The following is a 21,808-nucleotide window of genomic DNA, read 5'->3' on the forward strand; positions in this document are numbered from 1 at the left end:
ATGAATAAACAATATAAACATGAACACCATTTCAATCAACATAAACCCAAAGCTGGTGAAATTCGTACCCGTTGGGTAATAATCTTAACTGCAATAACCATGACCGGCGAAATAATCGCTGGTTTGGTTTTTGGTTCAATGGCTTTGCTGGCAGATGGACTGCATATGGCTTCTCATGCTACCAACTCTGACAATTGGTGCTTTAGCATATGTTTATGCGAGGAAGCATGCTCGTGATAAAAAATTTAGTTTTGGGACAGGTAAAGTAAGTTCTTTGGCTGGTTTTACCAGTGCTGTTCTTTTGGCAATGTTTGCATTGATCATGGTAATAGAAAGCATTGAACGTTTTTTGAATCCTGTTGGAATTGCTTTCAATGAAGCAATTTTTGTGGCAATATTAGGATTAGTAGTAAGTGTAGTAGTGTGTTTATCTTAAATGTTAAGGAATATTCACACGGAGATCATGACGGTCATCAAGATCATAATTTACCGAGCAGCCTATTTGCATGTGCTTGCGGATGCATTAACTTCAATCTTAGCGATTGCAGCTTTGCTGGCCGGAAAATTTTATGGTCTGAATTGGATGAACCCAATGATGGGGATAATAGGTGCAATACTGGTTACACGCTGGTCGATTGGTCAATTGAGAGAAACAAGTCATGTCTTGCTGGATCATCAGGCTCCTGAATCACTAATGAATCAAGTTAAAGAAGTTTTACAAAAAGATGGTCAAAGTAAAATCTCCGATCTGCACATTTGGTCAATTGGTTCAAACCAGTATGCAGCTATCATAGAAATACTATCATCCGATTCTTCTAATTTTGAAGATTAACGCCGCCGACTTAAAATAGTTAAAAGTATCGTACATGTAACAATTGATGTACGTCAAGTAAAATAGTTAATTGTACCAGCACTGGTAGTAAAAGGTATCTTCTTCAAAAAAAAGTGAAGAAGCATTTAATGATTTTATTATTAATTGCGAGGTGATTTTGGCTGGTATTTTAGTTAATATTCTAAACTCCAACAAACCGGATTTAATTATAGGAACCATTGTGTTTTTAATTGTAATACGCGGTGCAACCAATATATTGAGGTTGTCAAAATAATATGAGTTTAAACTATGAAAAATGAAGAAGAATTCATCTTTCCCAAAAGATGGGGGACATTTAAGCCAAAGTTTATTTTCTCGTTAGTCGGTATTCTGGATTTGCTTGGCATTATTATCTGCTACATTGGGATTGGTTATGGGCGAAAGACAGTTTTGGATCTTCAGGGAAAGACGCAGATGCCGTAACCAATGGAATAAAATCAAAGAAGCTATAAACAATAAAATGATATTTGTTTGATTAATATATTTTGGAGGTTCTGTGTATAAAATATTAATACTTACTGTGTTTCATCTTGTAACATTGTTAAGTGCTCAAAATAATTTACTCCTTCCTGATACACTAAATGGAGAAATTGTGAATTTAACCCTCCAGCATGGGACATATCAATTTTATCCAGGATTGGATTCAAAGACAATGGGGGTTAACGGTGATATTTTAGGTCCAACACTTATTTTCAATAAAGGTAATTATGTAGACATCTTTGTGAAAAACCAATTAGAAGATACAACAACAATTCATTGGCATGGTATGCACGTTTCAGCAGAAAATGATGGTGGACCTCATACGACAATTGCCCCGGGGGAAATCTGGAATCCTCATTTTACTGTGTTGGACAAAGCCGGGACATATTGGTACCATCCTCATTTGCACCAAAAGACAAATGAACATGTGTCAAAAGGTATCGCCGGATTTATTATAGTTAGAGATGAAGAAGAAGCGGGACTCAACCTACCAAGAAGATACGGTATAGATGATTTTCCTTTAGCTATCCAAACAAAAACCTTTGACAATGATATGGAAATCGTAGTTCCATCAAATTCGGATTCAGTTTTGCTGGTTAATGCTACTATCAATGCTGTATTAAATGTTCCGGCACAAGTAGTTCGTTTTAGATTACTCGACGGTTCTTCTCAGAGGGTTTTCAATATTGGTTTAAGTGATAATAAATCATTTTATCAAATAGGCTCGGATGGAGGATTATTATCGAACTCAAATGAGCTAACCCGGCTTCAAATATCTCCGGGGGAAAGGGCAGAAATACTTATTGATTTTTCGTCTTTAGAGGGACAAACTGTTTATTTAAAAAGCTATGCATCTGAGTTTTCGAATGGTATTTACGGCGCAACAAATCCCGGAATGGGACAAGGCATGAGTATGACCGGATATAATCCTAATCCATTAAATGGAAATGATTTTACTATTGTTCAGTTCAATGTTGGTTCTCAGACCGATAACGCTATTACGGAAATCCCTTCATCCCTAGCTCTGGTAAATCCCCTTTTGGAAGCAAGTGCAGATACAACACGGGATTTTATTTTAACAGCCACAACACATGGACAAAATGCTCTTAATGGTGAATTTTTAATTAATGACGCATATTTTGAAATGAATATTATTAATGAAGTCATTCCGTTAAATAATGTTGAAGTTTGGTCTATCACTAATCAGTCACCAATCGCACATCCATTTCATATTCATGATGTTCAGTTTTATATCTTAGACAGAAATGGGTCTGCTCCGAACCTATCTGAACAAGGAAAAAAAGATGTCGTGCTTATCAAGCCGATGGAAACAGTAAGATTTATAACAGAATTTAAAGATTTTGCAAACGATTCGGTTCCTTATATGTATCACTGTCACATGCTTACACATGAGGATCAGGGAATGATGGGGCAGTTTGTGGTGATAGATGAATCAGTGTTAAGCATTACGGATGATCAAATAAGTGTTTACCAATTTGAACTTTTTCAAGCCTACCCAAATCCATTTAATCCCGAAACAAATATTGAGTTTGAGCTTAAAAATCCCGGATTGGTTAGTCTTGCGGTTTATAATGTCCTTGGGCAGAAAGTTGCTACACTCTTAAATGAATCAATGAATAGTGGGGTTCATGCTATAAAATTCAGGGCAGATAATTTTCCTTCAGGAATATATTATTATGCTCTAATTAGTAATGGGCAACAAACAGTCCGTAAAATGATGCTTGTGAAGTAATAGCCGTTCCACAAATTTTCCATGCGATCCCCGATGCTGAATAGTAACGGGGATTTTTTTTCGCAAATAATTGGGTGAAATATTACTAACCTGATAATATTGTAAAAGACAGCCAGGAATAACAATTTAATTCCGTTAGTTATAAACTGTGTTTGACCAACCTGCCATAAAACATTTTTTAGGATAAAGTTATGAAAAGCATAGTCTTAATTCTAACCATTTTCTCAATTGCTACTTTTTGCAGCGCCCAGGAACCCGAATGGGAATTGATTACCGATGATTACCTGGTTAGCGCACTGGCTATTGACCCAACCGATAGCCAGGTTCTTTATATAGACGGAGGAAACGGATTTTATAAAACAATAAATGGCGGTGTAACCTGGGATACAATTGGCACCGGCCTTAATAACCGTCCGGTAAAACTGATTGTTGACCACAAGAACTCCAATGTACTATGGGCAGGTGGCCCTACTCCACGAACAGGTGTTTTGCCGGAATGGATGGCCATTGCTAAAAGTATAGATGGGGCATTGTCTTGGTTTAAAAGTGACAGCGGTATTGCCAATTATGTTCATGGTGATCAAATATTTGGCCTTGAAATTGATAGAACCAGAAATTTTTTATATGCCTATGATAATGTTGAACCTGTTTATCAAAGCACCGATGGCGGACAATATTGGAAAAATATAGGCGCTACTGTACCCGGTGGAAAAGACTTGGCTGTAGATGAAGATGATGGGACACTATACTTTGCTTCAAACGGAGTTTGGAAGAAGGGTTTGGAAGAAGAGCAATGGACTTCTATTAGTGAAGGATTACCGAAAGATCAATTTGGATATTTAAGCGTTAGACAAATTGTAGCCACTAAAAACAGCAATACTATATATTGTGTGGTGGATACGATTGGAAATGGCTCGATTCAGCGTGTTTATAAAAGTTATAATAATGGCGCCAAGTGGTTTTCTTTAGATTTATTTGTAAGCAGTCCTTCAGAGATTATGGTTTTAGAAAGTGATACAAACACAGTTATTCTTGCATCGCAAACGGCATTTTATCCTGACACATTAGTTGGTGGGGTATTCATAAGCAGGAATGGTGGGAATTCATGGGCAATCAACTACAATGGGCTGCCAGATTCCCTGCCTTATATGAGTTGCGAAAATCTCAAATACGATGCTTCTATTAACGTTATTTATGCATATTTGGGACTATTTAATAGGGAATCTGTAATGCGAGGATTATATAAACTTAAATTGTCAAAACCAACAACTATCCAAGATAAAAATACAATCTCCAAGCAGAATTTTTTTATAAAGACATACCCAAACCCTTTCAATGATAAAATTACAATTCTATATGATTTGCTAAAAACGGAATTTGTATATTTAATGATATATAATATTAACGGAAAGGAGGTAAAAAATCTTGTTAACCAGACTGAACAAGATGGATTTCACAAAATTAGTTGGGATGGGAAAAACGAGCATGGGGAAGCTATATCTGGAGGCATTTATTTTGTTCAAATTCGAATGGGAAATTCAATTTTTACAAGGAAGGTTATATATTTACCATAATTTTTATTGGAGGTTTTTATGTTTAAGTATTTATTGTTTTTCTTTATATCTTCATTGCTAAGTGCTCAGGTTGCTAAAAACCTACAACGTGCGGGATATATTGATACAGAAACACTGTATCGTAAAATTGACCCAACAAGGATTATCGATTTTTCTGCTCAACACCCTGTTTCGGACATTTGGGGTTGGAGTTACAACGGCGTGGAATATGGCCTAATTGGTTTGGCTAACACAGGTTAGTGGTATCTGGTAGGATTTACCTGTCGCTCGTATAAAGTGTTGACTCGCAGCCGCAAACGGGTAGAGGAACCATAAACTGGGAATTATACGGGTCAAAGAGAAAGTCCCTATTTAACCTCATCACTATTTTTTGAATTTGTTGCTTTTACAATTTTTCACTAATATGAAATATGAGCCCATTTAACATCCTCAGCATAGAAAATAAATACAAACTCCTAATATTAGCTTTAATAGCAGGTATTTCAGTCCTTCACTTTAATACAGATACAATGAAATGGCAGTACCACCTTGTCTACATGCAGGCATACTTTATACCAATCATTTTAGGTGCTTTTGTCCTCGGAAAAAAAGGAGGGCTTGGAACAGCACTTATAGTTAGTATTGTATATTTACCACATATAATGTTTCAGCATGGTGGCCTAGTAGAAAATAATTTCATGCGCTTTCTCCAAATTGTATTGTTTAATGCAGTTGGTTATTTAACCGGATTAAAAGCTCAAGGTGAACGTACAGAAAAAGAAAAATATCAAATCGCTGCGGAAAATTTAGAGAAGTCCCTCGCCCAGTTAAAAACTCAATCAGACCAAATATCAGAAATGGAAGAACAAGCCCGTGCAACTGATAGGTTGGCTATTGTTGGAGAATTAACAGCAAGCCTTGCTCATGAAGTACGAAACCCATTGGGTTCAATACGGGGTGCTGTCGAAATCATCCGCGATTCCGTTCCAGCCGATATAAAGAAAATGGAATTTTTTGATATCCTGATCCAGGATACAGAAAGATTAAACCAGGTTGTTGAAACCTATCTTGGATTTTCCAAAAAACAATCTCAACAGTTTTCCACATACAGTTTAAATGAAACAATACAAAATATAGCTTTAATGATCGGTGCCCAGGCACGTAAAAATAAAATCCGGTTGAAGACTGACATTCCTGAAAAAACCATAACCTTAAAAGGAGATCCTAATCATGTGTGGCAAATTACTATGAATGTCCTCTTAAACTCCATTCAAGCCATGCCTGATGGTGGTGAGATTGCAGTGATACTTTCGCCCGACAAAATATCCAAGAATAAAATTCAGCTGATAATCAAGGACCAAGGTAAGGGTATCCCGGATGTAAAAATAAATCAGATATTTAAAGCCTTTTATACAACCAAAAGTAAAGGGACAGGACTTGGATTAGCGATTGTTAAAAGGATTGCTGATGAAAACAACTGGCATATTTATGTAAATAGTAAAGAAGGTGTTGGCACTGAATTTGCGATAGTTATTCCCCTAAATGGTTCCGACACTCAATTATCTTGAGGATAAAATGCGTATATTGTTAATTGATGATGATATAAATTTAGGCAAAGTTATTGGTTACCAATTGGAACAAAATGGATTTCAAGTAGACAAATGTTCAAATGGTTCCGATGGAATTACCAAATTTAAAAAAGGTTCTTATGATATTGTTATTAGTGATATACAGATGCCGGACATTTCGGGTATTCAGGTGCTAAAAGAAGTTCGTCGTATTAATAATCAAGTTGTTGTTGTAATGATTACAGCTTACGGCAGCGTTGATAATGCTGTTGAGGCATGTCGTTTAGGAGCAGATGATTATATTGCCAAGCCATTTGGACAAGAGCAGCTTTTATTTACTATTGAAAAAGCAGTTCGTTTAAGAACATTACAGTCTGAAAACAAACAACTTCGCCATGAACTTACAGATAAATTCAGTTTTGAGAATATGGTTGCCAATAGTGGTGCTATGCAAAATGTTTTACGGATTACTCAAAAAGTTGCGTCAAGCAATGCGACGGTAATTATTCTTGGAGAAAGCGGCACTGGTAAAGAACTGATAGCAAGGGCGATTCACTATAATAGTTCCCGTAAAGACAAAGCACTGATTACAGTAAACTGTCCTTCAATTCCCGGTAATTTGCTGGAGAGTGAGTTGTTTGGTCATGTAAAGGGATCATTTACAGGTGCTATCAAAGACAGGGCCGGTAAGTTTGAACAAGCAAATGGCGGGACTATCTTCCTTGACGAGATTGGTGATTTGCATGAAGAGCTACAGGCCAAACTTTTACGTGTTTTACAAGAACAGGAGTTTGACCAGGTTGGAGGTTCAAAACCAATAAAAGTGGATGTACGTGTAATCGCGGCAACCAATCAAAACCTTCTCGAACTTGTAAAACAAAAGAAATTCCGTGAAGACTTATATTATCGATTAAGCGTAGTACCTATTAATATACCGCCTTTAAGAAACCGGGTTGAGGATATCCCATTTTTAATTGAGTTTTTTCTTAAACGTTTTTATGGCGAAGAATCCTATAGCATCTCCAATGAAGTAATATCTGCGTTGAAAGCATATGAGTGGCCTGGGAATGTACGTGAATTGGAGAATGTTATCGAGCGCATGGTTACACTTGCTTCGGAGAATACTTTAACAAATAGCGACCTACCTGAATACATTGAACTTCAAGGTCATGACCCAGCATCATTTGCTATCAAAATACCTGATGAAGGTATTTCATTGGATTCAATAGAGCGCTTGGTCATAAGGGAGGTGTTAGGGAGAACCGGAGGTAACCAGTCGCAAACTGCCAGACTTTTGCAAATTCCACGACATGTCCTTTTATATCGTATCAAGAAGCTTGGTATTGAAGAATAGTTTTTTTTAAGTATTACTTAAAATATTTCTTCCCCAATAAACACAGATCTTACAAAAATTAACAAATACACTATCATTCTATACGCAGCCCAAAAAATAGAATACAATTCTACAATGTACTGTAGAATATTCTACACATCTTAGTTCTTCTTCCTCCAAATTCCTCAAGTTTTCATAATTATATAGAAGCTCTCCTTTCTTAAGGCCACTAAAATCAATACTTCACAGATAATATAATCATTTCTAAAATAACTGGCACACAAGTTGACATAAAGGCATCATGATTAATACTTATGCAAAACAGAGAATGAATAACAAAACCGCTAAACATATAATAATTGCACTTTTAGTATTAGGTACCCTTGGTGGATTATTGTTTTTCCCTGTCCAACTATCCGATGGTTATACATGTTTTTACCATCGCATTTTTGATGCAGACTTTCCAGTGTTGGGTCATGAACATAGTGATAATCTGGCATCAAATGGTGATCATCACGGCACCGGGATGATGGATGTTTATATGGGAGGCTATGCTTTTATCTGGTGGGGTAGCCTGGTTCTGGTTTCTTTTAGTATTTATAGCTTAAAACGTAGAAACACGCAAAGGGCTAAAACCCTTAATTGATTAATGGAGGAAGGATTTAATGCAGATAAATTTAATTAAAAATGTAACGCTAATTATTAGTGTGTTCATAGGGATTAGCATAAGTCAGGATATTAAAAGTACAATAGTCCTTGATGATTTGATTGTCGAGGGCATAGCTAATAATCCTCAGTTGCATGCATTTTATACAAAATCTCAAGCCGATCTTGCAAAGATACCTCAAGCAGGATCTTTACCTGATCCTATGATAAGTCTGAATATTCTTAATCTGCCAACAGATAATTATGTTTTTGATCAGGAGCCAATGACCGGAAAGCAAGTTGCTATAAAACAAAAATTTCCTTTTCCAGGAAAGCTTGGTCTAAAAGAACAAATTGCCCAAAAAGGTGCTGATGTTTCAAATGCGAATTGGCAGGAATTAAAGATACAGTTAATCCGAAACATTAAAAGCACATACTATGATCTTTATTTTGTAGATGAAGCCATTTCAACAACAGAAAAAAACCGCGAGCTGTTGGTTGAATTTGTAAATATTGCTGAACAAAAGTATACAGTCGGAAAAGGTGTCCAGCAGGATGTATTGAAAGCACAGGTTGAACTTTCAAAAATGCTCGATCGGTTAATTAATTTAAAACAGAAGCGTGAAAAAATTGAAGCGCGTCTTAATGCACTCTTAAATCGAAAAATTAACCAGCCTTTTGGTAAGACAGAAAAAATAAGTTATCAGGAATTGAAAATTGACCAGGAAACCATTGAGCAATTGATTCTGCAGAAAAGACCACTTTTTAGCGCCTGGCAACTGCGAATTGAACAAAACGATAAAAAGGTAGCATTGGCAAAAAAACAATACTGGCCCGACTTTTCCTTCTTTGCCGCTTATTCCCAACGTGATGTTTTACAAAATGGAATGGGTGGAGCTGATTTTTTATCTGCAGGAATTACACTTGATATTCCTCTTTATTTCTGGCGCAAACAACGTAAGCAGGTAGAGGAAAAGCAGCTTTTCAGGAAAAGTATTGAGCATAGCTACGGTAATATAAAACTGAAAACTTTCTCTGCCTTGGATAATGCCATAACAGATCTTGCAAAAAATGATGAACGCCTGGAGCTGTATGAAACGGGCATTATACCACAGGCTGCCCAGTCTTTACAATCAGCAATGATAGGCTACCAAACAGATAAGGTAGATTTTTTAACACTCGTAAATAACCAGATGACTCTGTTTAACCTGGAGTTAGAGTATGAGCGAATCCTGAGTGAATACAACAAAAACATTGCTGAATTGGAATATCTCGCTGGTGGTGAGTTACCTGGTTCGAATAATTAAAATAGATGAACAAAAAATTTATCGGAGGAACAGATGAAACAGAGCTTTAAACGCTTATTAATATTTAGCTCACTTTTTATACCGCTAATCTTTATTTCGTGTGGGTCAGATGAGTCAGAACAAAAAGCAGAAACAGCAAATATGGAAACTGCTGATGAAAATCAATTGTGGACATGTGGAATGCACCCTGAAGTTATTTTGGATGAGCCGGGCCAGTGCCCAAAGTGTGGCATGAACCTCGTGCCTGTGAAAAACTCGCAAGGATCTCAGGCCAATACTGCAACCACAAGTGGAGAACGAAAAATTTTATATTGGCAGGCACCGATGAATCCGACGGAGATTTATGATAAACCCGGTAAATCTAATATGGGAATGGATTTAGTCCCGGTTTATGAAGGTGAAACTTCATCGGGAAGCTCAGTAAGTATCGATCCAACAACAGTCCAAAATATGGGGGTGCGATTTGCCCCTGTTGAACGGACTGACTTCAGCAGGATCATTCGTACAGTGGGTAAAGTCGATTATAATGAAGAAAAAATATATGCTGTTTCGACCAAAGTATCCGGTTGGATTGAAAAATTATATGTGGATTATACAGGTAAAGAAGTACGAAAAAATCAGCCGTTGTTAGAGATATATTCACCTGAACTGGTTACGACACAGCAGGAATATTTGCTGGCATTAAAAAACAAAGAATTAATTAGTGATACAAAATATGCCAGCATAAAAGAAGGTGCTGAGTCTTTGTTAAATTCAACCCGTCAGCGTCTTTTATATTGGGATATTCCGGAATCAGAAATTAAAAAATTGGAAAAACGCGGAACGGTTAAAAAAACCTTGACCTTGGAATCTCCTGCAAGTGGTGTAGTAATTCATAAGAATGCTGTTGAAGGATTACACGTAAAAGAAGGATCATCACTTTATCAAATTGCTGATCTCTCAAAGATTTGGGTTTATGTAAGTATTTATGATAATGAAGTTCCATGGATAAAAATTGGACAAAAAGCTGAAATGGAGCTTTCCTATTTGCCTGGTAAAAAGCTTGAAGGCCAGGTAAGTTATATTTACCCATATCTCAGCGACAAAGCCCGTGATATTAAAGTCCGCCTTGAATTCCCCAATCCTGGTCTTGAATTAAAACCGGGAATGTATACAAATGTTACCATAGAAACCTCTCCAATTCCGGATGCCATAGTTGTGCCAACTGAAGCGGTGATTCGGTCTGGTCAGCGCAATGTAGTTTTTATAAGCAGAGAAGAAGGTCGTTTTGAGCCACGTGAAGTGATCGTAGGAGAAGAAAGTGCATCCCGTCAAATACGTATTCTGTCTGGATTATTAGGAAATGAAAAGGTAGTTGTTTCAGCTCAGTTTTTACTTGATAGTGAAAGCCGCCTGCAAGAAGCCATTCAGAAAATGTTAGCTGAAAAATCAAACAGTAAAAAAGACAAGCCAGAAATGGAAGATGATGAAACCATGGATGATCATTCTTCCATGGAAACGGAAAAAAACCCGGATATGGAAGAGCATGATCACTCAAATATGGATGAAACCGATGAACATAAAATGAATAACGATGAAGGTGCAGAGATGAAATACGGTGGTGATATGGATATGGGGCAAGGCAAAAATGCAACAAAGAAATCTGAAAAAGAAGGCCATGAAAATTCCGGTATGAAGTGTGGTGACGGAATGGATATGGAAGAAACAAAGAAATCAGATAAAGAAAAAGACAAAGAAGAGCACGATAATAGTGATCATTAATCCTCATTCATAAATCATAGTGAATTGCAAAGTTCTTACGGAGAAAATAGATGTTAGAAAAGATAATAGAAGCTTCGGTAAACAATCGCTTTCTGGTATTAATTTTTACTGCCTTTATCAGTTTTGCAGGAGTATATACACTGCTTGATACACCGGTGGATGCCATACCGGATTTGAGTGATGTTCAAGTTATAGTTTTTACAGAATTTCCTGGTCAAGCTCCACAAGTTGTGGAAGACCAGGTAACTTATCCCTTAACCAGTGCCATGTTGGCAGTTCCATTCGCGAAAGTTGTTCGTGGGTATTCATTTTTTGGACTCTCTTTTGTTTATATCATATTCGAGGATGGTACAGATATTTACTGGGCTCGCAGTCGTGTTCTTGAGTATCTGAATTATGTTTCCAGCAGTTTACCTCAAGGAGTAACACCTGCACTTGGTCCCGATGCGACAGGTGTTGGTTGGGTCTATGAATATGTTTTAGATGGTGGAGATAAGTATGACCTGCAACAATTACGCTCCATTCAGGATTGGTATTTAAGATATGAATTAACAAGTGTACCGGGTGTTGCTGAAGTTGCCAGTATAGGTGGCTATGTCAAACAGTACCAGGTGGAAGTAGACCCAAATAAATTGCTGGCTTACAATATGCCTATCCAAAAAGTACGTATGGCAATTAAAAACAGCAATAATGATGTTGGTGGTAAACTGGTTGAAATGAGTGAAACCGAGTATATGGTCCGAGGTCTGGGTTATATCGAATCAATAGAAGATATTGAAGATATTCCTCTCGGGGTAGATAAAGACGGGACACCCATTTTAATAAAAAATGTTGCTGATGTTCATATTGGCCCTGAGCTGAGACGAGGGCTTGCTGAATGGAATGGCGAGGGTGAAACGGTTGGTGGTATTATTGTAATGCGCTTTGGTGAAAATGCCCTCAAAACAATCGATTTAGTTAAGGCAAAGTTGAAAGATCTTGAAAAAGGTTTACCAGAAGGTGTCAAGATTGTACCTGCTTATGACCGTTCAAGTTTGATTGAAAGAGCTATTGATAACCTGAGTTTTAAGCTTTTTGAAGAAAGCATTGTTGTAGCCTTGGTAAGTATTATTTTCTTACTTCACTTTCGCAGCGCTTTTGTGGCCATTTTTACTTTGCCGCTCGGTATTTTAATGGCTTTTATCGTAATGAATTACCAGGGACTTAATGCAAATATTATGTCTTTGGGTGGAATAGCTATAGCTATTGGTGCAATGGTAGATGCCGCAATTGTAATGATTGAAAATGTGCACAAACACTTGGAACGGGATGCCGGTAAGAAAGATCACTGGCAAATAATAATCGATGCATCCAAAGAGGTAGGGCCTGCGCTATTCTATTCGCTATTGATTATCACACTTTCGTTCTTACCAGTTTTTACCCTTCAAGCCCAGGAAGGACGGTTATTTAAACCCTTAGCTTTTACAAAAACATATTCAATGGCAGCGGCGGCCCTATTGGCTTTAACAGTAGTTCCTGTTTTTATGGGTTATTTTATTCGAGGTAAAATTATGCCTGAGGAGAAAAATCCCATTAACCGCTTCCTTATAAATATATACCGTCCTGTTATTCATTTAGTACTTCGCTTTAAATGGTCAACAATCATTGCAGCGGTTGGTGTACTGTTAATCTCAGTACTGCCATTGAGCAAAATTGGTTCGGAGTTTATGCCTCCGTTGAATGAAGGGGATCTGTTATATATGCCTACGACCGATCCGGGTATTTCTATTACAAAAGCCAAAGAGCTTCTCCAACAAACGGATAAGATTATCAAAAGCTTTCCTGAAGTTCATCACGTGTTGGGAAAAATAGGACGTGCTAAAACTGCAACTGATCCTGCACCACTTTCTATGATTGAAACGACTATCATGCTGGAGGATGAAGAAAACTGGCGTCCGGGAATGACTATCGAAAAATTGGTTGAAGAAATGGATGCAGCCATTAAGTTTCCAGGCTTAACCAATGCCTGGACAATGCCCATTAAAACCCGAATTGATATGCTTTCAACCGGGATTAAAACCCCAGTTGGGATTAAAATAATGGGACCAGACTTACAGACTCTTTCTGATTTAGGTCAGGAAATTGCGCTCGTTATCAAAGATGTTGAAGGCACACTCAGCGTATTTCCGGATAAGACGGTTGGGGGAAACTTTTTTGATTTTGATATAAATCGCAAAGAAGCATCTCGTTATGGGTTGACTGTTGGAATGGTCCAGGAAGTGATCATGTCAGCTATTGGTGGTATGAATGTATCATCAACTGTAGAAGGGCTTGAAAGTTATCCAATCAATGTTCGTTATAACCGTGAGCTCCGTGACAACCTTGAAGCTCTTAAACGTGTTTTGGTTCCAACACCGACTGGTGCTCAGATTCCTATAAGTTATGTTGCTGATATCAGCATTAAAAAAGGGCCTCCTGTAATAAAAAGTGAAAATGCCCGCAGAACAGCCTGGCTGTATGTCGATCTCCGCGGAATTGATGTGGGAACGTATGTACAAAACGCTAAAAAAATTCTTGAGGAAAAAGTCGATTTCCCGGAAGGGTATAGTGTAGTATGGTCTGGTCAATATGAATATATGGAACGGGCACAAAAAAGGTTGCAGATTGTAATCCCTATCACTCTGGTAATAATATTTCTACTGCTCTATTTCAATTTCAAAAATATTCAGGAGAGTATAATTGTGATGCTCTCATTGCCTTTTTCACTGATTGGTGGGATCTGGTTCCTGTACTTCCTTGATTACAATTTTAGTGTAGCTGTGGGTGTAGGATTTATTGCCCTGGCAGGTGTAGCTGCGGAAACAGGTGTTATAATGCTGATATACCTGGATCAATCCTACAACGAAATGAAAAAGAAAGGTATGATGCGTTCAGTTAAGGACTTGTATGCTGCAATTATAGATGGGGCTGTAAACCGTGTCCGGCCAAAAATGATGACAGTTATGGCAATTATGGCAGGATTAATACCAATCATGTGGGGTCATGGAACGGGATCACAGGTTATGAAGCGAATTGCGGCGCCAATGGTTGGTGGAATGGTTTCCTCAACGGTGTTAACCCTGGTTGTTATTCCGGCAATTTATTATTTGTGGAAAAGCCGAGAGGTTGAACATATGGCCATACAAATTGCCATTGATGAGAATAATGACAGCGAACCTGCTTAGAAAAATAATTAACAAGGAGTAGATGATGAAAGAAGTAAAAGCATTTATCCGCTCAATAAAAGCGGAAGAAGTAATTGAAGCTCTAGAAAACCTTGGAGTATCTGATATAACACTGATTGATGTGATGGGTATCGGTGAGCACATGGCTGATCCTAATGAGGCAAAGTTTTCCATTAAAATAATAGAAAAATATTGTGACCTGGCAAAGGTTGAAACTGTGTGTAAGTCGGAAGATGTGCATGAAATTGTTGAGACTATTAGAAAGGTTGCCTATAGCAGTATGAAAGGTGATGGGATGATCTATGTATCTCCAGTTGAGATGGCTGTTAAAATTCGCACCGGGTCTGTTGGGGAGGACGCCTTATGATCAGGTATAAAATATTAAATAAATGTTACAAAATTCATGATACGTGATAATAAGAGATTCGAATAGTATCTATTTAAAAAGGAGATAAACAAAACTATAATATCTATTAATCTAATCAGGAGAAATAAAATGAAACAAAATAATTCAATATACAAAGTGATTTTCATCTTTACATTAACGTTCTTCTTAGTCGTTTCCCATGCGAGCGCACAGCACATGGGTGGTGATAAACAAGGTCATAACATGAAAGACAATATGAAAAACATGCAGAATTCAGGCATGCAGCATATGAACCAGCAGCATATGCAAATGAACATGGACCAGATGATGAAGCACATGAACGAAATGGTTTCTCACACGGATGAGATGATGAAATCAATGCATGGCGAAGACGGTCATAAAATGAAGAACATGATGTCTGGAGAAATGCAAAATAGCATGATGGGAATGGGAATGAATATGAATGAGATGACTAAAGATATGCAAAAAATGATGGAGCAAATGCAAAAAATGATGTCCGATGAAGATATGATGAAAGATCCAGACATGAAAAAACATATGGAAGATATGCATAATAATATGAGCAGCATGATGAATGCAATGGATGGGATGATTAAAAATCTAGATGATCTGCAAACGCCAAAAAACAAAGAAGAATAAGAATGGTTTTTATTAAACAGAGACAATCCACAGGCCCAATTAAGGGCCTTGGATTTCTGATTATACTGATTTTAGTTTTACCAATAAGCATTTTAAATGCCAAAGAAAAATGGGCACTAAACACGTCTCTATCATATAGCACTGGTAAATACATTTATGAGAGTGGTGTGGATAATTATACGCTTTATCTAGGAGGGCGTTATAGTAATGACAAGTTTAGTATATCAATGACGGTCCCTTTTACTATGCAGCGGGACAATCTTGATACTTTAGGTACAACAAATACCAGTAATTCACATATGGATAGCGATCATTCAATTACGGCTGGTGTTTCGGATGTTTATCTATACAGTGAATATAATTTGTATCGTTCATTTTTCGTTACCGGCCAAATAAAAATACCGACTTCAACAGGTAGTACATTATTTAGTTCAGGAGAGTTTGATTATGGTATTGGTTTAGCATTTAGAAAAATGTATGGAACCTATAAATTGTTTGCTGATGCCGGATATCTTGTTTTTGGTGATCCTAGGCAGTTTAGTTATGATGATCCTTTTGTTTATGGAATAGGAGTAGCAAAACACGCTAAGAACGGTGAATCTTCAGTCTCCTTTTATTACCAGGAATACGGACGGATTATAAGTGGTCTTGATCCACCCAGACAATTCTCAGTTGCCTATTTCAGGCTAATATCTAAGGATGTGGGAATTTCTTTTTATGGATCCAAAGGATTTGGAGAAAGCAGTCCTGATTTTGCCTTTTCAATAGGCATGGATGTAACTATTTAGTTTTAATAATCAAATAATAACAATTAAAAAATGAGAGACTTATGCAAATATTACCTGAATGGGCTCCTGGGATACATCCTCTAATAATTCACTTTCCAATTGTTTTAATAACACTTGCCATAGCATTAGATCTATTATCAATAATAAAAAGGATAGACCATATTAAACAGTGGGTATCGATATTATATGTTCTTGGCACAGTTGGAGTAATCGCTTCTTTTTTTAGTGGAAGATATGCAGCAGATTCACTCACTATACCGGAAGGGTATTATGAAGTATATCCTGCAATAAGCAATCACGCAAACGTAGCCTTCTATACGGTCCTGTTTTTTATTGTTTATGCAATTATTCGCACTCTGATGTTCAGGTTTAGCAAAGACAAGAATCGGAGTCTTTCAGTCTTAATGTTTTTTTTTGGCTTAATCGGTTTTTTCCTTGTTATGCAAACCGCAGATAAAGGCGCTGAACTGGTTTATCGATATGGAATGGGAACACAAATATTATCAAAACTAAATATGACCGAAAAAGCTATTCATCCAAAAAATGGTTTGATTCAGAAAAAAAATGGATCCTGGGAATGGATAATGAACAACAACGCAGCAGTAGTTCTTGACTCGCAATTCACTCTGATAAAAGGAAATAATAATAACCTAAACTTGGAAGATGAAGGAGAACAATTGGCTATTACTGTGTCAGACAATGAAACCTATTTCTATATATATGATCAAGGTTTTTCTGACATTGCCCTTATGGCTGAGATTAACCTGGATGCTTTTAATGGCCGGTTTTCCCTAGTTCATCATGTTACCGGTAATACACAGTTCGATTTTTTGGATGTTGATGGAAAAGAAATCCGCCTGGGTCGAAGCACCGATGGTAAAACAATGCTCTTTGATCAAGCTCTGATATCCACAAAAGGATGGTTCAGCTTGAAGGCGATAGGTACAAAAGGGCATTTCCGGGGATATGTTAATGATGAGTTAGTGCTGCATGGACATGGTAAGGATTTACCCTCTGGTCAGACAGGATTTATATTTTCTGGAAAAGGCAAAATATTACTGAAAAATATAAAAACCGAGTCCATTGATTCTGCAACCAATATAAAAGATGATAGTATTGAGGCTTCTGAAATTCAATCTCAAGAACAAAATGAAGATCACGGTAATCATGATCATTAAGAAAGATGTGAACTAATGATGTCTCTTAATCATCAGGAATATACTTTTCCGGATGAAGTTCCGGTATTATCCTCAAAGCGACTAAACCTTGTTGAACTCACTGAAGATCACGTTAAAGATATATTCGAAATTTATTCCAATGACTATGTTACTAAATATGATGATTGTTATTCATTTACTTCAATTAATCACGCATTAGATGCAATTAATTTATTTAAACAATCATTTGAAAATCGAACTGGAATTCGATGGGGGATATCTATAAAAAATGAGAAAAAAATAATTGGAAATATCGGATTTAGTCATTTTGAGCCTTTCCATACTGGTAAAGTGGGATTTGCACTAAATGTAAAGTATTGGAACATGGGCATTTGTACAGAAGCAATAAGAGAAGTTCTTCAATTTGGTTTCAACGTATTAAAAATACACCGCGTTGAAGCAGAATCTCATCCCAAAAATATCGCTTCTGGGCAGGTTTTAGAAAAGAATGGCTTTAAAAAAGAAGGGAGGTTAAGAGATTTTGCTTTTTGGAAGGGGAGTCATCAAACAATAGATATGTATAGTAAGCTTTCTCAAGACCCAAATAATTAATATTAGTACTAATAAAACAGGAGAAAATATGTCAATTAAATCCTCATTCAACATTCTGATGTTGTTTGTAGCAACGTTCTATCTAATGTCGTTTTTGGTGCATCCAGTTAATAAGAAAAATGAAAATACTGACTGGCTTGCACCTGTAGAAGCGGATAAGACTATTAATCCGCTAAAAGGGGATGAGAGCGCGTGGGGAAAAGCTAAAGAAACATATAATACGTTATGCGCAATTTGTCATGGTGAAAATGGCCTTGGGGACGGCATAGCTGGTATAGCCCTAAAACCACGTCCGGCAAACTTTAAACTCGACAGAGTTCAAAAACAAAGCGATGGGGCCATTTTCTGGAAGTTAACAAACGGTAAACCACCAATGGCAGCCTATCAAGAATCTTTAACTGAAGAGCAACGCTGGCAGCTGGTTAATTATATTCGACATTTAGCAGAGGACAACTAAGAATAGGAGCAAATATGAAGAAAGTTATTCTATTATGTTTAATAATTATTACATCCATTTGGGGTCAGAACACAGACGATCTCAAAAAAAAGATAGACAGGGTCCAGCCTGGGGATAGCCGGTTTTTGTTGCGTGGCTATGCGCATTCAGGGCTTGAAGTTCTTGATGATGAATCAAGTTTTGTTGGGGGAAGCTTTAATCCAATTTTTTTATGGCAGCAGTCAGACAGGTTACTTTTTGAAGCAGAATTGGAACTGGAATTGGAAGACGGTGAAACTCATCTCGCGCTAGAGTATGCAAACATGTCATATATACTTAATGATTATGCTACGATCCGATTAGGTAAATTTTTAATGCCATTTGGTACATTTGCCGAACGGCTGCATCCGAGGTGGATCAACCGTCTACCATCAAATCCTTTGGGATTTGGACATGAAAGTGTAGGTCCTGCCCGTGATTTAGGAATAGAATTACGTGGAGGCTCTGATTTAGGAACAGGAAAAATTAATTATTCTGTATATGTTTCAAACGGCCCGGGACTGAACGATGGAACAGATCCTGAGCTCGAAGCTGAGGAAGCAGGAATGTTAAATTATGATAATTCAGATGATAATAATCCTAATAAGGCCATCGGAGGAAGACTGGGTATTTTGCCTTTAAGCAATTCAAGCATCGAGATCGGGATCTCCGGACAATATGCAAAAGTTGGCAATCATGATTCTGACTTTGAAGATATAGGTGCTCTTTTATACGCATTTGATTTTTCTTATGTAAATAAGATTAATTTTTTAAAAGGATTTGTGGATATTAAAGGGCAGTTTAATGGTGTAGATGTTGACCAGGCAAATTACCTTAATGGAGAGGATTCCAGTTCTTATCGTTTTGATAACTTAAGCCAAGCGTATTATGTGCAGCTATCATATCGCCCAGCCAATATCGGACTTTCATTTTTTGAGGATCTTGAGTTTGTTGGACGCTACTCTTCACTGGATTTCCCGGAAGGCGCTTTATGGGAAGGACATGAAACACAATATGCATTTGGGATTAATTATTGGCTTGATTGGAGAACAGTTATAAAACTCTCATATCAAACTGAAGAATCAGAAGGCGGACATGGCGATGAAGCAGCAGATGCTCATGCATCCAGCGATGCTATCTTGCTGCATTGGTCGTTTGGATTCTAACACATTTAAAAGGAGATCATCATGAAATTAAAAGGTATAAGATTATTCGGAATTTCTGGGTTTTTAATGCTTTCCATTCTATTTATAAGCGAAAGCTGTACAACTGCACCCAAAGGAACCCAACAAAAACCAGGTGCGCTATTATGGGGAGAGAATTGTGTTCGCTGCCATAATGGGCCGTCACCAACAGCATTTAGTGATGTTCAATGGGAAACAATTGCTATGCATATGCGGGTACGGGCAAGCTTAACTGCAGTTGAAACGGAAAAAGTTGTTGAATTCTTAAAAATGGCAAACTAAATAAGGAATTTACATGAGTTATTATTTTTCAAAAACAGTAGCATATTCCTATAATGAGGCAATTGAAAAGGTAACTAATCTTTTGCAACAACGAGGGTTTGGTATTTTAACAGAAATTGATGTTCAGGCAACATTAAAGAAAAAGCTGGATGTAGATTTTAATAAATACATTATTCTTGGTGCATGTAATCCACCATTTGCATATAAAGCATTACAAGGAGAGAATAAAATAGGCACAATGCTGCCTTGTAATGTAATTGTTCAGGAAATCGGTGATGGTGAGGTTGAAGTTTCTGCAGTAGATCCAATGGCGTCAATGATGGCAGTTGAAAATCCGGAACTTGAAGAAATAGCATTGGAAATAGGAAACTTATTATCTGAAGTGATTGAAGAGTTGTAATGAAAGTGAATTGATTTTGGGAGTCAACATTATAAACGAATATGGCGACTCCCGAATTTCATTATGATTAAAGCCCAATACAAAATCGTATTTGATAAAAGATGATAGGAGGACAATAACTATGGCAAAAACTAAAAGGAAAAAACGAAATTATCCTACAAATAAAAGAAAAAAATATTCAGGTCCCACTTTGAATCAAATTTTAATAGCTGCCGGAATATTAGCTGCGGCTTTCCTTTATATTATTTATGGTGATATTGCAAAAAGCGAACGCATACATAGTTTACAAACCTTGGTTGAAAATAAAAGCAACGATCATAAATTGGAAACAAATGTATTGGAAATTGCAACAAAGTTTGTTTGTTCATGCGGAGAGTGCAAAAAAAAATCCCTCGATATATGTAAATGTGATGTAGCAATTCGTGAACGGCAGTTTATAAGGGAAAAATTAATAAAAAAAGAGCATCCTGATAGTATAATCGTAGCTCTAAACAGAGAATATGGTTTAATAAAGCCCCACTTTAAAGATAAATACATTCCTTAAAACTTTTAATTCGAGCATGAATGAATTACTAAAGCCAACCATCCAAACAATCTGTTTGATCAATAAATTTCATTTGTAGGATATTCTCCAACTCCTTGTAGAATAATCTTCTATTTCACAATTGTATCCCTCCTGTATCTCATGATGAACCCTATAAAATAAGCACAACTAATATTTGTGAAAACTGGCACTTAATTTGTAAAAGAGATTAAAAAGCCTGAAACAGGATAATATTTTTAAACACATTATAAATAGAAACTTTACCCTATGAAACTAACATATCCTTCCCCTCCGTTAAAACAATTAAATAATGTAATTCGGCTTTCTATTTTGCTAATCGGGTTATCCATTCTTACAAGTTGTATGATGGGTATTCATAAATTAGGTCGGTTAACTGGTTCTGAAATAGCTAAATCGGAGCAATTGAACGAATCAGGGTTGATCGATCAGCTTATAGATAATGCAATTAAAGACCTTTCTAAATCTGAAAAAAAGTCAATTGAATTTATAGCTGTTTGGGATATTAAATCACAAGGATCTGGTTTAGACAGTGAAAATGTTCGCCAGAAAATTATAAACAGTCTTGTAAATAATACTTCAATCAAAGTTGTGTCACGAGAACATCTTGATGAATTATTATCTGAACAAAGTCTTACGCTGACCGGCACAATAGATAGTACAAAGGCGGTAAAAATTGGTAGCCTAATTGGAGTACAGGGTTTTATAACAGGATATATTGCTAAACAAAAAGACAAAATAGAATTGAGCCTCAGCCTGATTAAAACAAGTAGCGGGGAAGTTGTATGGTCTACTATTCAACAAGAAAAAACAACTTATTAATATAGCTTTATTGACTGAAAGGACA

21 protein-coding genes and 2 pseudogenes are annotated in these 21,808 nt (G+C 36.8%); all 23 read left to right on the forward strand.

Annotation, left to right across the window (positions count from 1 at the left end; translation table 11 throughout):
* The 23 genes and pseudogenes from dmeF (at position 1) to HND50_17440 (ending at position 21,783) form a co-directional block, all read left to right on the forward strand.
* Positions 1-832, forward strand: a pseudogene (gene dmeF, locus HND50_17330) (CDF family Co(II)/Ni(II) efflux transporter DmeF).
* Between the two features lie 127 nt (positions 833-959).
* A pseudogene (locus HND50_17335) lies at positions 960-1,106 on the forward strand (cation transporter).
* Positions 1,107-1,120: 14 nt separating this feature from the next.
* Entirely contained in the window at positions 1,121-1,294 is a 174-nt protein-coding gene (locus HND50_17340) for a hypothetical protein (protein ID NOG47009.1), read from the forward strand.
* Positions 1,295-1,367: 73 nt separating this feature from the next.
* The gene (locus HND50_17345) at positions 1,368-3,104 is read left to right on the forward strand and encodes a multicopper oxidase domain-containing protein (protein NOG47010.1); all 1,737 of its coding nucleotides are present in this window, start codon (positions 1,368-1,370) and stop codon (positions 3,102-3,104) included.
* Positions 3,105-3,295: 191 nt separating this feature from the next.
* Positions 3,296-4,678 (forward strand): T9SS type A sorting domain-containing protein, encoded by a 1,383-nt coding sequence (locus HND50_17350; GenBank protein NOG47011.1) that lies wholly within the window; start codon positions 3,296-3,298, stop codon positions 4,676-4,678.
* An 18-nt stretch (positions 4,679-4,696) separates the two neighbouring features.
* Entirely contained in the window at positions 4,697-4,918 is a 222-nt protein-coding gene (locus HND50_17355) for a hypothetical protein (protein NOG47012.1), read from the forward strand.
* Between the two features lie 170 nt (positions 4,919-5,088).
* The gene (locus tag HND50_17360; protein NOG47013.1) at positions 5,089-6,225 is read left to right on the forward strand and encodes a sensor histidine kinase; all 1,137 of its coding nucleotides are present in this window, start codon (positions 5,089-5,091) and stop codon (positions 6,223-6,225) included.
* A 7-nt stretch (positions 6,226-6,232) separates the two neighbouring features.
* Complete coding sequence (locus HND50_17365; protein NOG47014.1) at positions 6,233-7,579, forward strand: sigma-54-dependent Fis family transcriptional regulator; 1,347 nt, start codon at positions 6,233-6,235, stop codon at positions 7,577-7,579.
* 307 nt (positions 7,580-7,886) lie between these two features.
* Positions 7,887-8,204: a hypothetical protein gene (locus tag HND50_17370; protein NOG47015.1), complete on the forward strand. Its 318-nt coding sequence runs from the start codon at positions 7,887-7,889 to the stop codon at positions 8,202-8,204.
* Positions 8,205-8,223: 19 nt separating this feature from the next.
* Complete coding sequence (locus HND50_17375) at positions 8,224-9,510, forward strand: TolC family protein (protein ID NOG47016.1); 1,287 nt, start codon at positions 8,224-8,226, stop codon at positions 9,508-9,510.
* Between the two features lie 33 nt (positions 9,511-9,543).
* On the forward strand, positions 9,544-11,271 hold the full coding sequence (locus tag HND50_17380; protein ID NOG47017.1) for an efflux RND transporter periplasmic adaptor subunit: 1,728 nt from the start codon (positions 9,544-9,546) through the stop codon (positions 11,269-11,271).
* 50 nt (positions 11,272-11,321) lie between these two features.
* Entirely contained in the window at positions 11,322-14,474 is a 3,153-nt protein-coding gene (locus HND50_17385; protein NOG47018.1) for an efflux RND transporter permease subunit, read from the forward strand.
* Positions 14,475-14,499: 25 nt separating this feature from the next.
* Positions 14,500-14,841: a P-II family nitrogen regulator gene (locus HND50_17390; protein ID NOG47019.1), complete on the forward strand. Its 342-nt coding sequence runs from the start codon at positions 14,500-14,502 to the stop codon at positions 14,839-14,841.
* A 129-nt stretch (positions 14,842-14,970) separates the two neighbouring features.
* Positions 14,971-15,501, forward strand: coding sequence for a hypothetical protein (locus HND50_17395; protein ID NOG47020.1), 531 nt, complete (start codon positions 14,971-14,973; stop codon positions 15,499-15,501).
* Between the two features lie 2 nt (positions 15,502-15,503).
* Complete coding sequence (locus tag HND50_17400) at positions 15,504-16,289, forward strand: hypothetical protein (GenBank protein ID NOG47021.1); 786 nt, start codon at positions 15,504-15,506, stop codon at positions 16,287-16,289.
* Between the two features lie 41 nt (positions 16,290-16,330).
* Positions 16,331-17,467, forward strand: coding sequence for a hypothetical protein (locus tag HND50_17405; GenBank protein ID NOG47022.1), 1,137 nt, complete (start codon positions 16,331-16,333; stop codon positions 17,465-17,467).
* Between the two features lie 15 nt (positions 17,468-17,482).
* Positions 17,483-18,058, forward strand: a complete 576-nt coding sequence (locus HND50_17410; protein NOG47023.1) for a GNAT family N-acetyltransferase — start codon at positions 17,483-17,485, stop codon at positions 18,056-18,058.
* Between the two features lie 28 nt (positions 18,059-18,086).
* On the forward strand, positions 18,087-18,515 hold the full coding sequence (locus HND50_17415; protein ID NOG47024.1) for a cytochrome c: 429 nt from the start codon (positions 18,087-18,089) through the stop codon (positions 18,513-18,515).
* Between the two features lie 14 nt (positions 18,516-18,529).
* Positions 18,530-19,699 (forward strand): hypothetical protein, encoded by a 1,170-nt coding sequence (locus HND50_17420; GenBank protein NOG47025.1) that lies wholly within the window; start codon positions 18,530-18,532, stop codon positions 19,697-19,699.
* Positions 19,700-19,720: 21 nt separating this feature from the next.
* Positions 19,721-19,999: a cytochrome c gene (locus tag HND50_17425; GenBank protein ID NOG47026.1), complete on the forward strand. Its 279-nt coding sequence runs from the start codon at positions 19,721-19,723 to the stop codon at positions 19,997-19,999.
* A gap of 13 nt (positions 20,000-20,012) precedes the next feature.
* Positions 20,013-20,399, forward strand: a complete 387-nt coding sequence (locus HND50_17430) for a DUF302 domain-containing protein (protein ID NOG47027.1) — start codon at positions 20,013-20,015, stop codon at positions 20,397-20,399.
* A 121-nt stretch (positions 20,400-20,520) separates the two neighbouring features.
* Positions 20,521-20,943 (forward strand): hypothetical protein, encoded by a 423-nt coding sequence (locus tag HND50_17435; protein ID NOG47028.1) that lies wholly within the window; start codon positions 20,521-20,523, stop codon positions 20,941-20,943.
* A 267-nt stretch (positions 20,944-21,210) separates the two neighbouring features.
* Complete coding sequence (locus tag HND50_17440; GenBank protein ID NOG47029.1) at positions 21,211-21,783, forward strand: hypothetical protein; 573 nt, start codon at positions 21,211-21,213, stop codon at positions 21,781-21,783.
* The last annotated feature ends 25 nt before the right edge of the window (positions 21,784-21,808 follow it).

This window comes from Calditrichota bacterium (assembly GCA_013112635.1).
GTDB lineage: Bacteria > Calditrichota > Calditrichia > Calditrichales > J004 > JABFGF01.

Coding starts and splice junctions, on each gene's coding strand:
- HND50_17340 (NOG47009.1), top strand. CDS start 1,121: ATGAAAAATGAAGAAGAATTCATCTTTCCCAAAAGATGGGGGACATTT.
- HND50_17350 (NOG47011.1), top strand. CDS start 3,296: ATGAAAAGCATAGTCTTAATTCTAACCATTTTCTCAATTGCTACTTTT.
- HND50_17355 (NOG47012.1), top strand. CDS start 4,697: ATGTTTAAGTATTTATTGTTTTTCTTTATATCTTCATTGCTAAGTGCT.
- HND50_17360 (NOG47013.1), top strand. CDS start 5,089: ATGAGCCCATTTAACATCCTCAGCATAGAAAATAAATACAAACTCCTA.
- HND50_17365 (NOG47014.1), top strand. CDS start 6,233: ATGCGTATATTGTTAATTGATGATGATATAAATTTAGGCAAAGTTATT.
- HND50_17370 (NOG47015.1), top strand. CDS start 7,887: ATGAATAACAAAACCGCTAAACATATAATAATTGCACTTTTAGTATTA.
- HND50_17375 (NOG47016.1), top strand. CDS start 8,224: ATGCAGATAAATTTAATTAAAAATGTAACGCTAATTATTAGTGTGTTC.
- HND50_17380 (NOG47017.1), top strand. CDS start 9,544: ATGAAACAGAGCTTTAAACGCTTATTAATATTTAGCTCACTTTTTATA.
- HND50_17385 (NOG47018.1), top strand. CDS start 11,322: ATGTTAGAAAAGATAATAGAAGCTTCGGTAAACAATCGCTTTCTGGTA.
- HND50_17390 (NOG47019.1), top strand. CDS start 14,500: ATGAAAGAAGTAAAAGCATTTATCCGCTCAATAAAAGCGGAAGAAGTA.
- HND50_17395 (NOG47020.1), top strand. CDS start 14,971: ATGAAACAAAATAATTCAATATACAAAGTGATTTTCATCTTTACATTA.
- HND50_17400 (NOG47021.1), top strand. CDS start 15,504: ATGGTTTTTATTAAACAGAGACAATCCACAGGCCCAATTAAGGGCCTT.
- HND50_17405 (NOG47022.1), top strand. CDS start 16,331: ATGCAAATATTACCTGAATGGGCTCCTGGGATACATCCTCTAATAATT.
- HND50_17410 (NOG47023.1), top strand. CDS start 17,483: ATGATGTCTCTTAATCATCAGGAATATACTTTTCCGGATGAAGTTCCG.
- HND50_17415 (NOG47024.1), top strand. CDS start 18,087: ATGTCAATTAAATCCTCATTCAACATTCTGATGTTGTTTGTAGCAACG.
- HND50_17420 (NOG47025.1), top strand. CDS start 18,530: ATGAAGAAAGTTATTCTATTATGTTTAATAATTATTACATCCATTTGG.
- HND50_17425 (NOG47026.1), top strand. CDS start 19,721: ATGAAATTAAAAGGTATAAGATTATTCGGAATTTCTGGGTTTTTAATG.
- HND50_17430 (NOG47027.1), top strand. CDS start 20,013: ATGAGTTATTATTTTTCAAAAACAGTAGCATATTCCTATAATGAGGCA.
- HND50_17435 (NOG47028.1), top strand. CDS start 20,521: ATGGCAAAAACTAAAAGGAAAAAACGAAATTATCCTACAAATAAAAGA.
- HND50_17440 (NOG47029.1), top strand. CDS start 21,211: ATGAAACTAACATATCCTTCCCCTCCGTTAAAACAATTAAATAATGTA.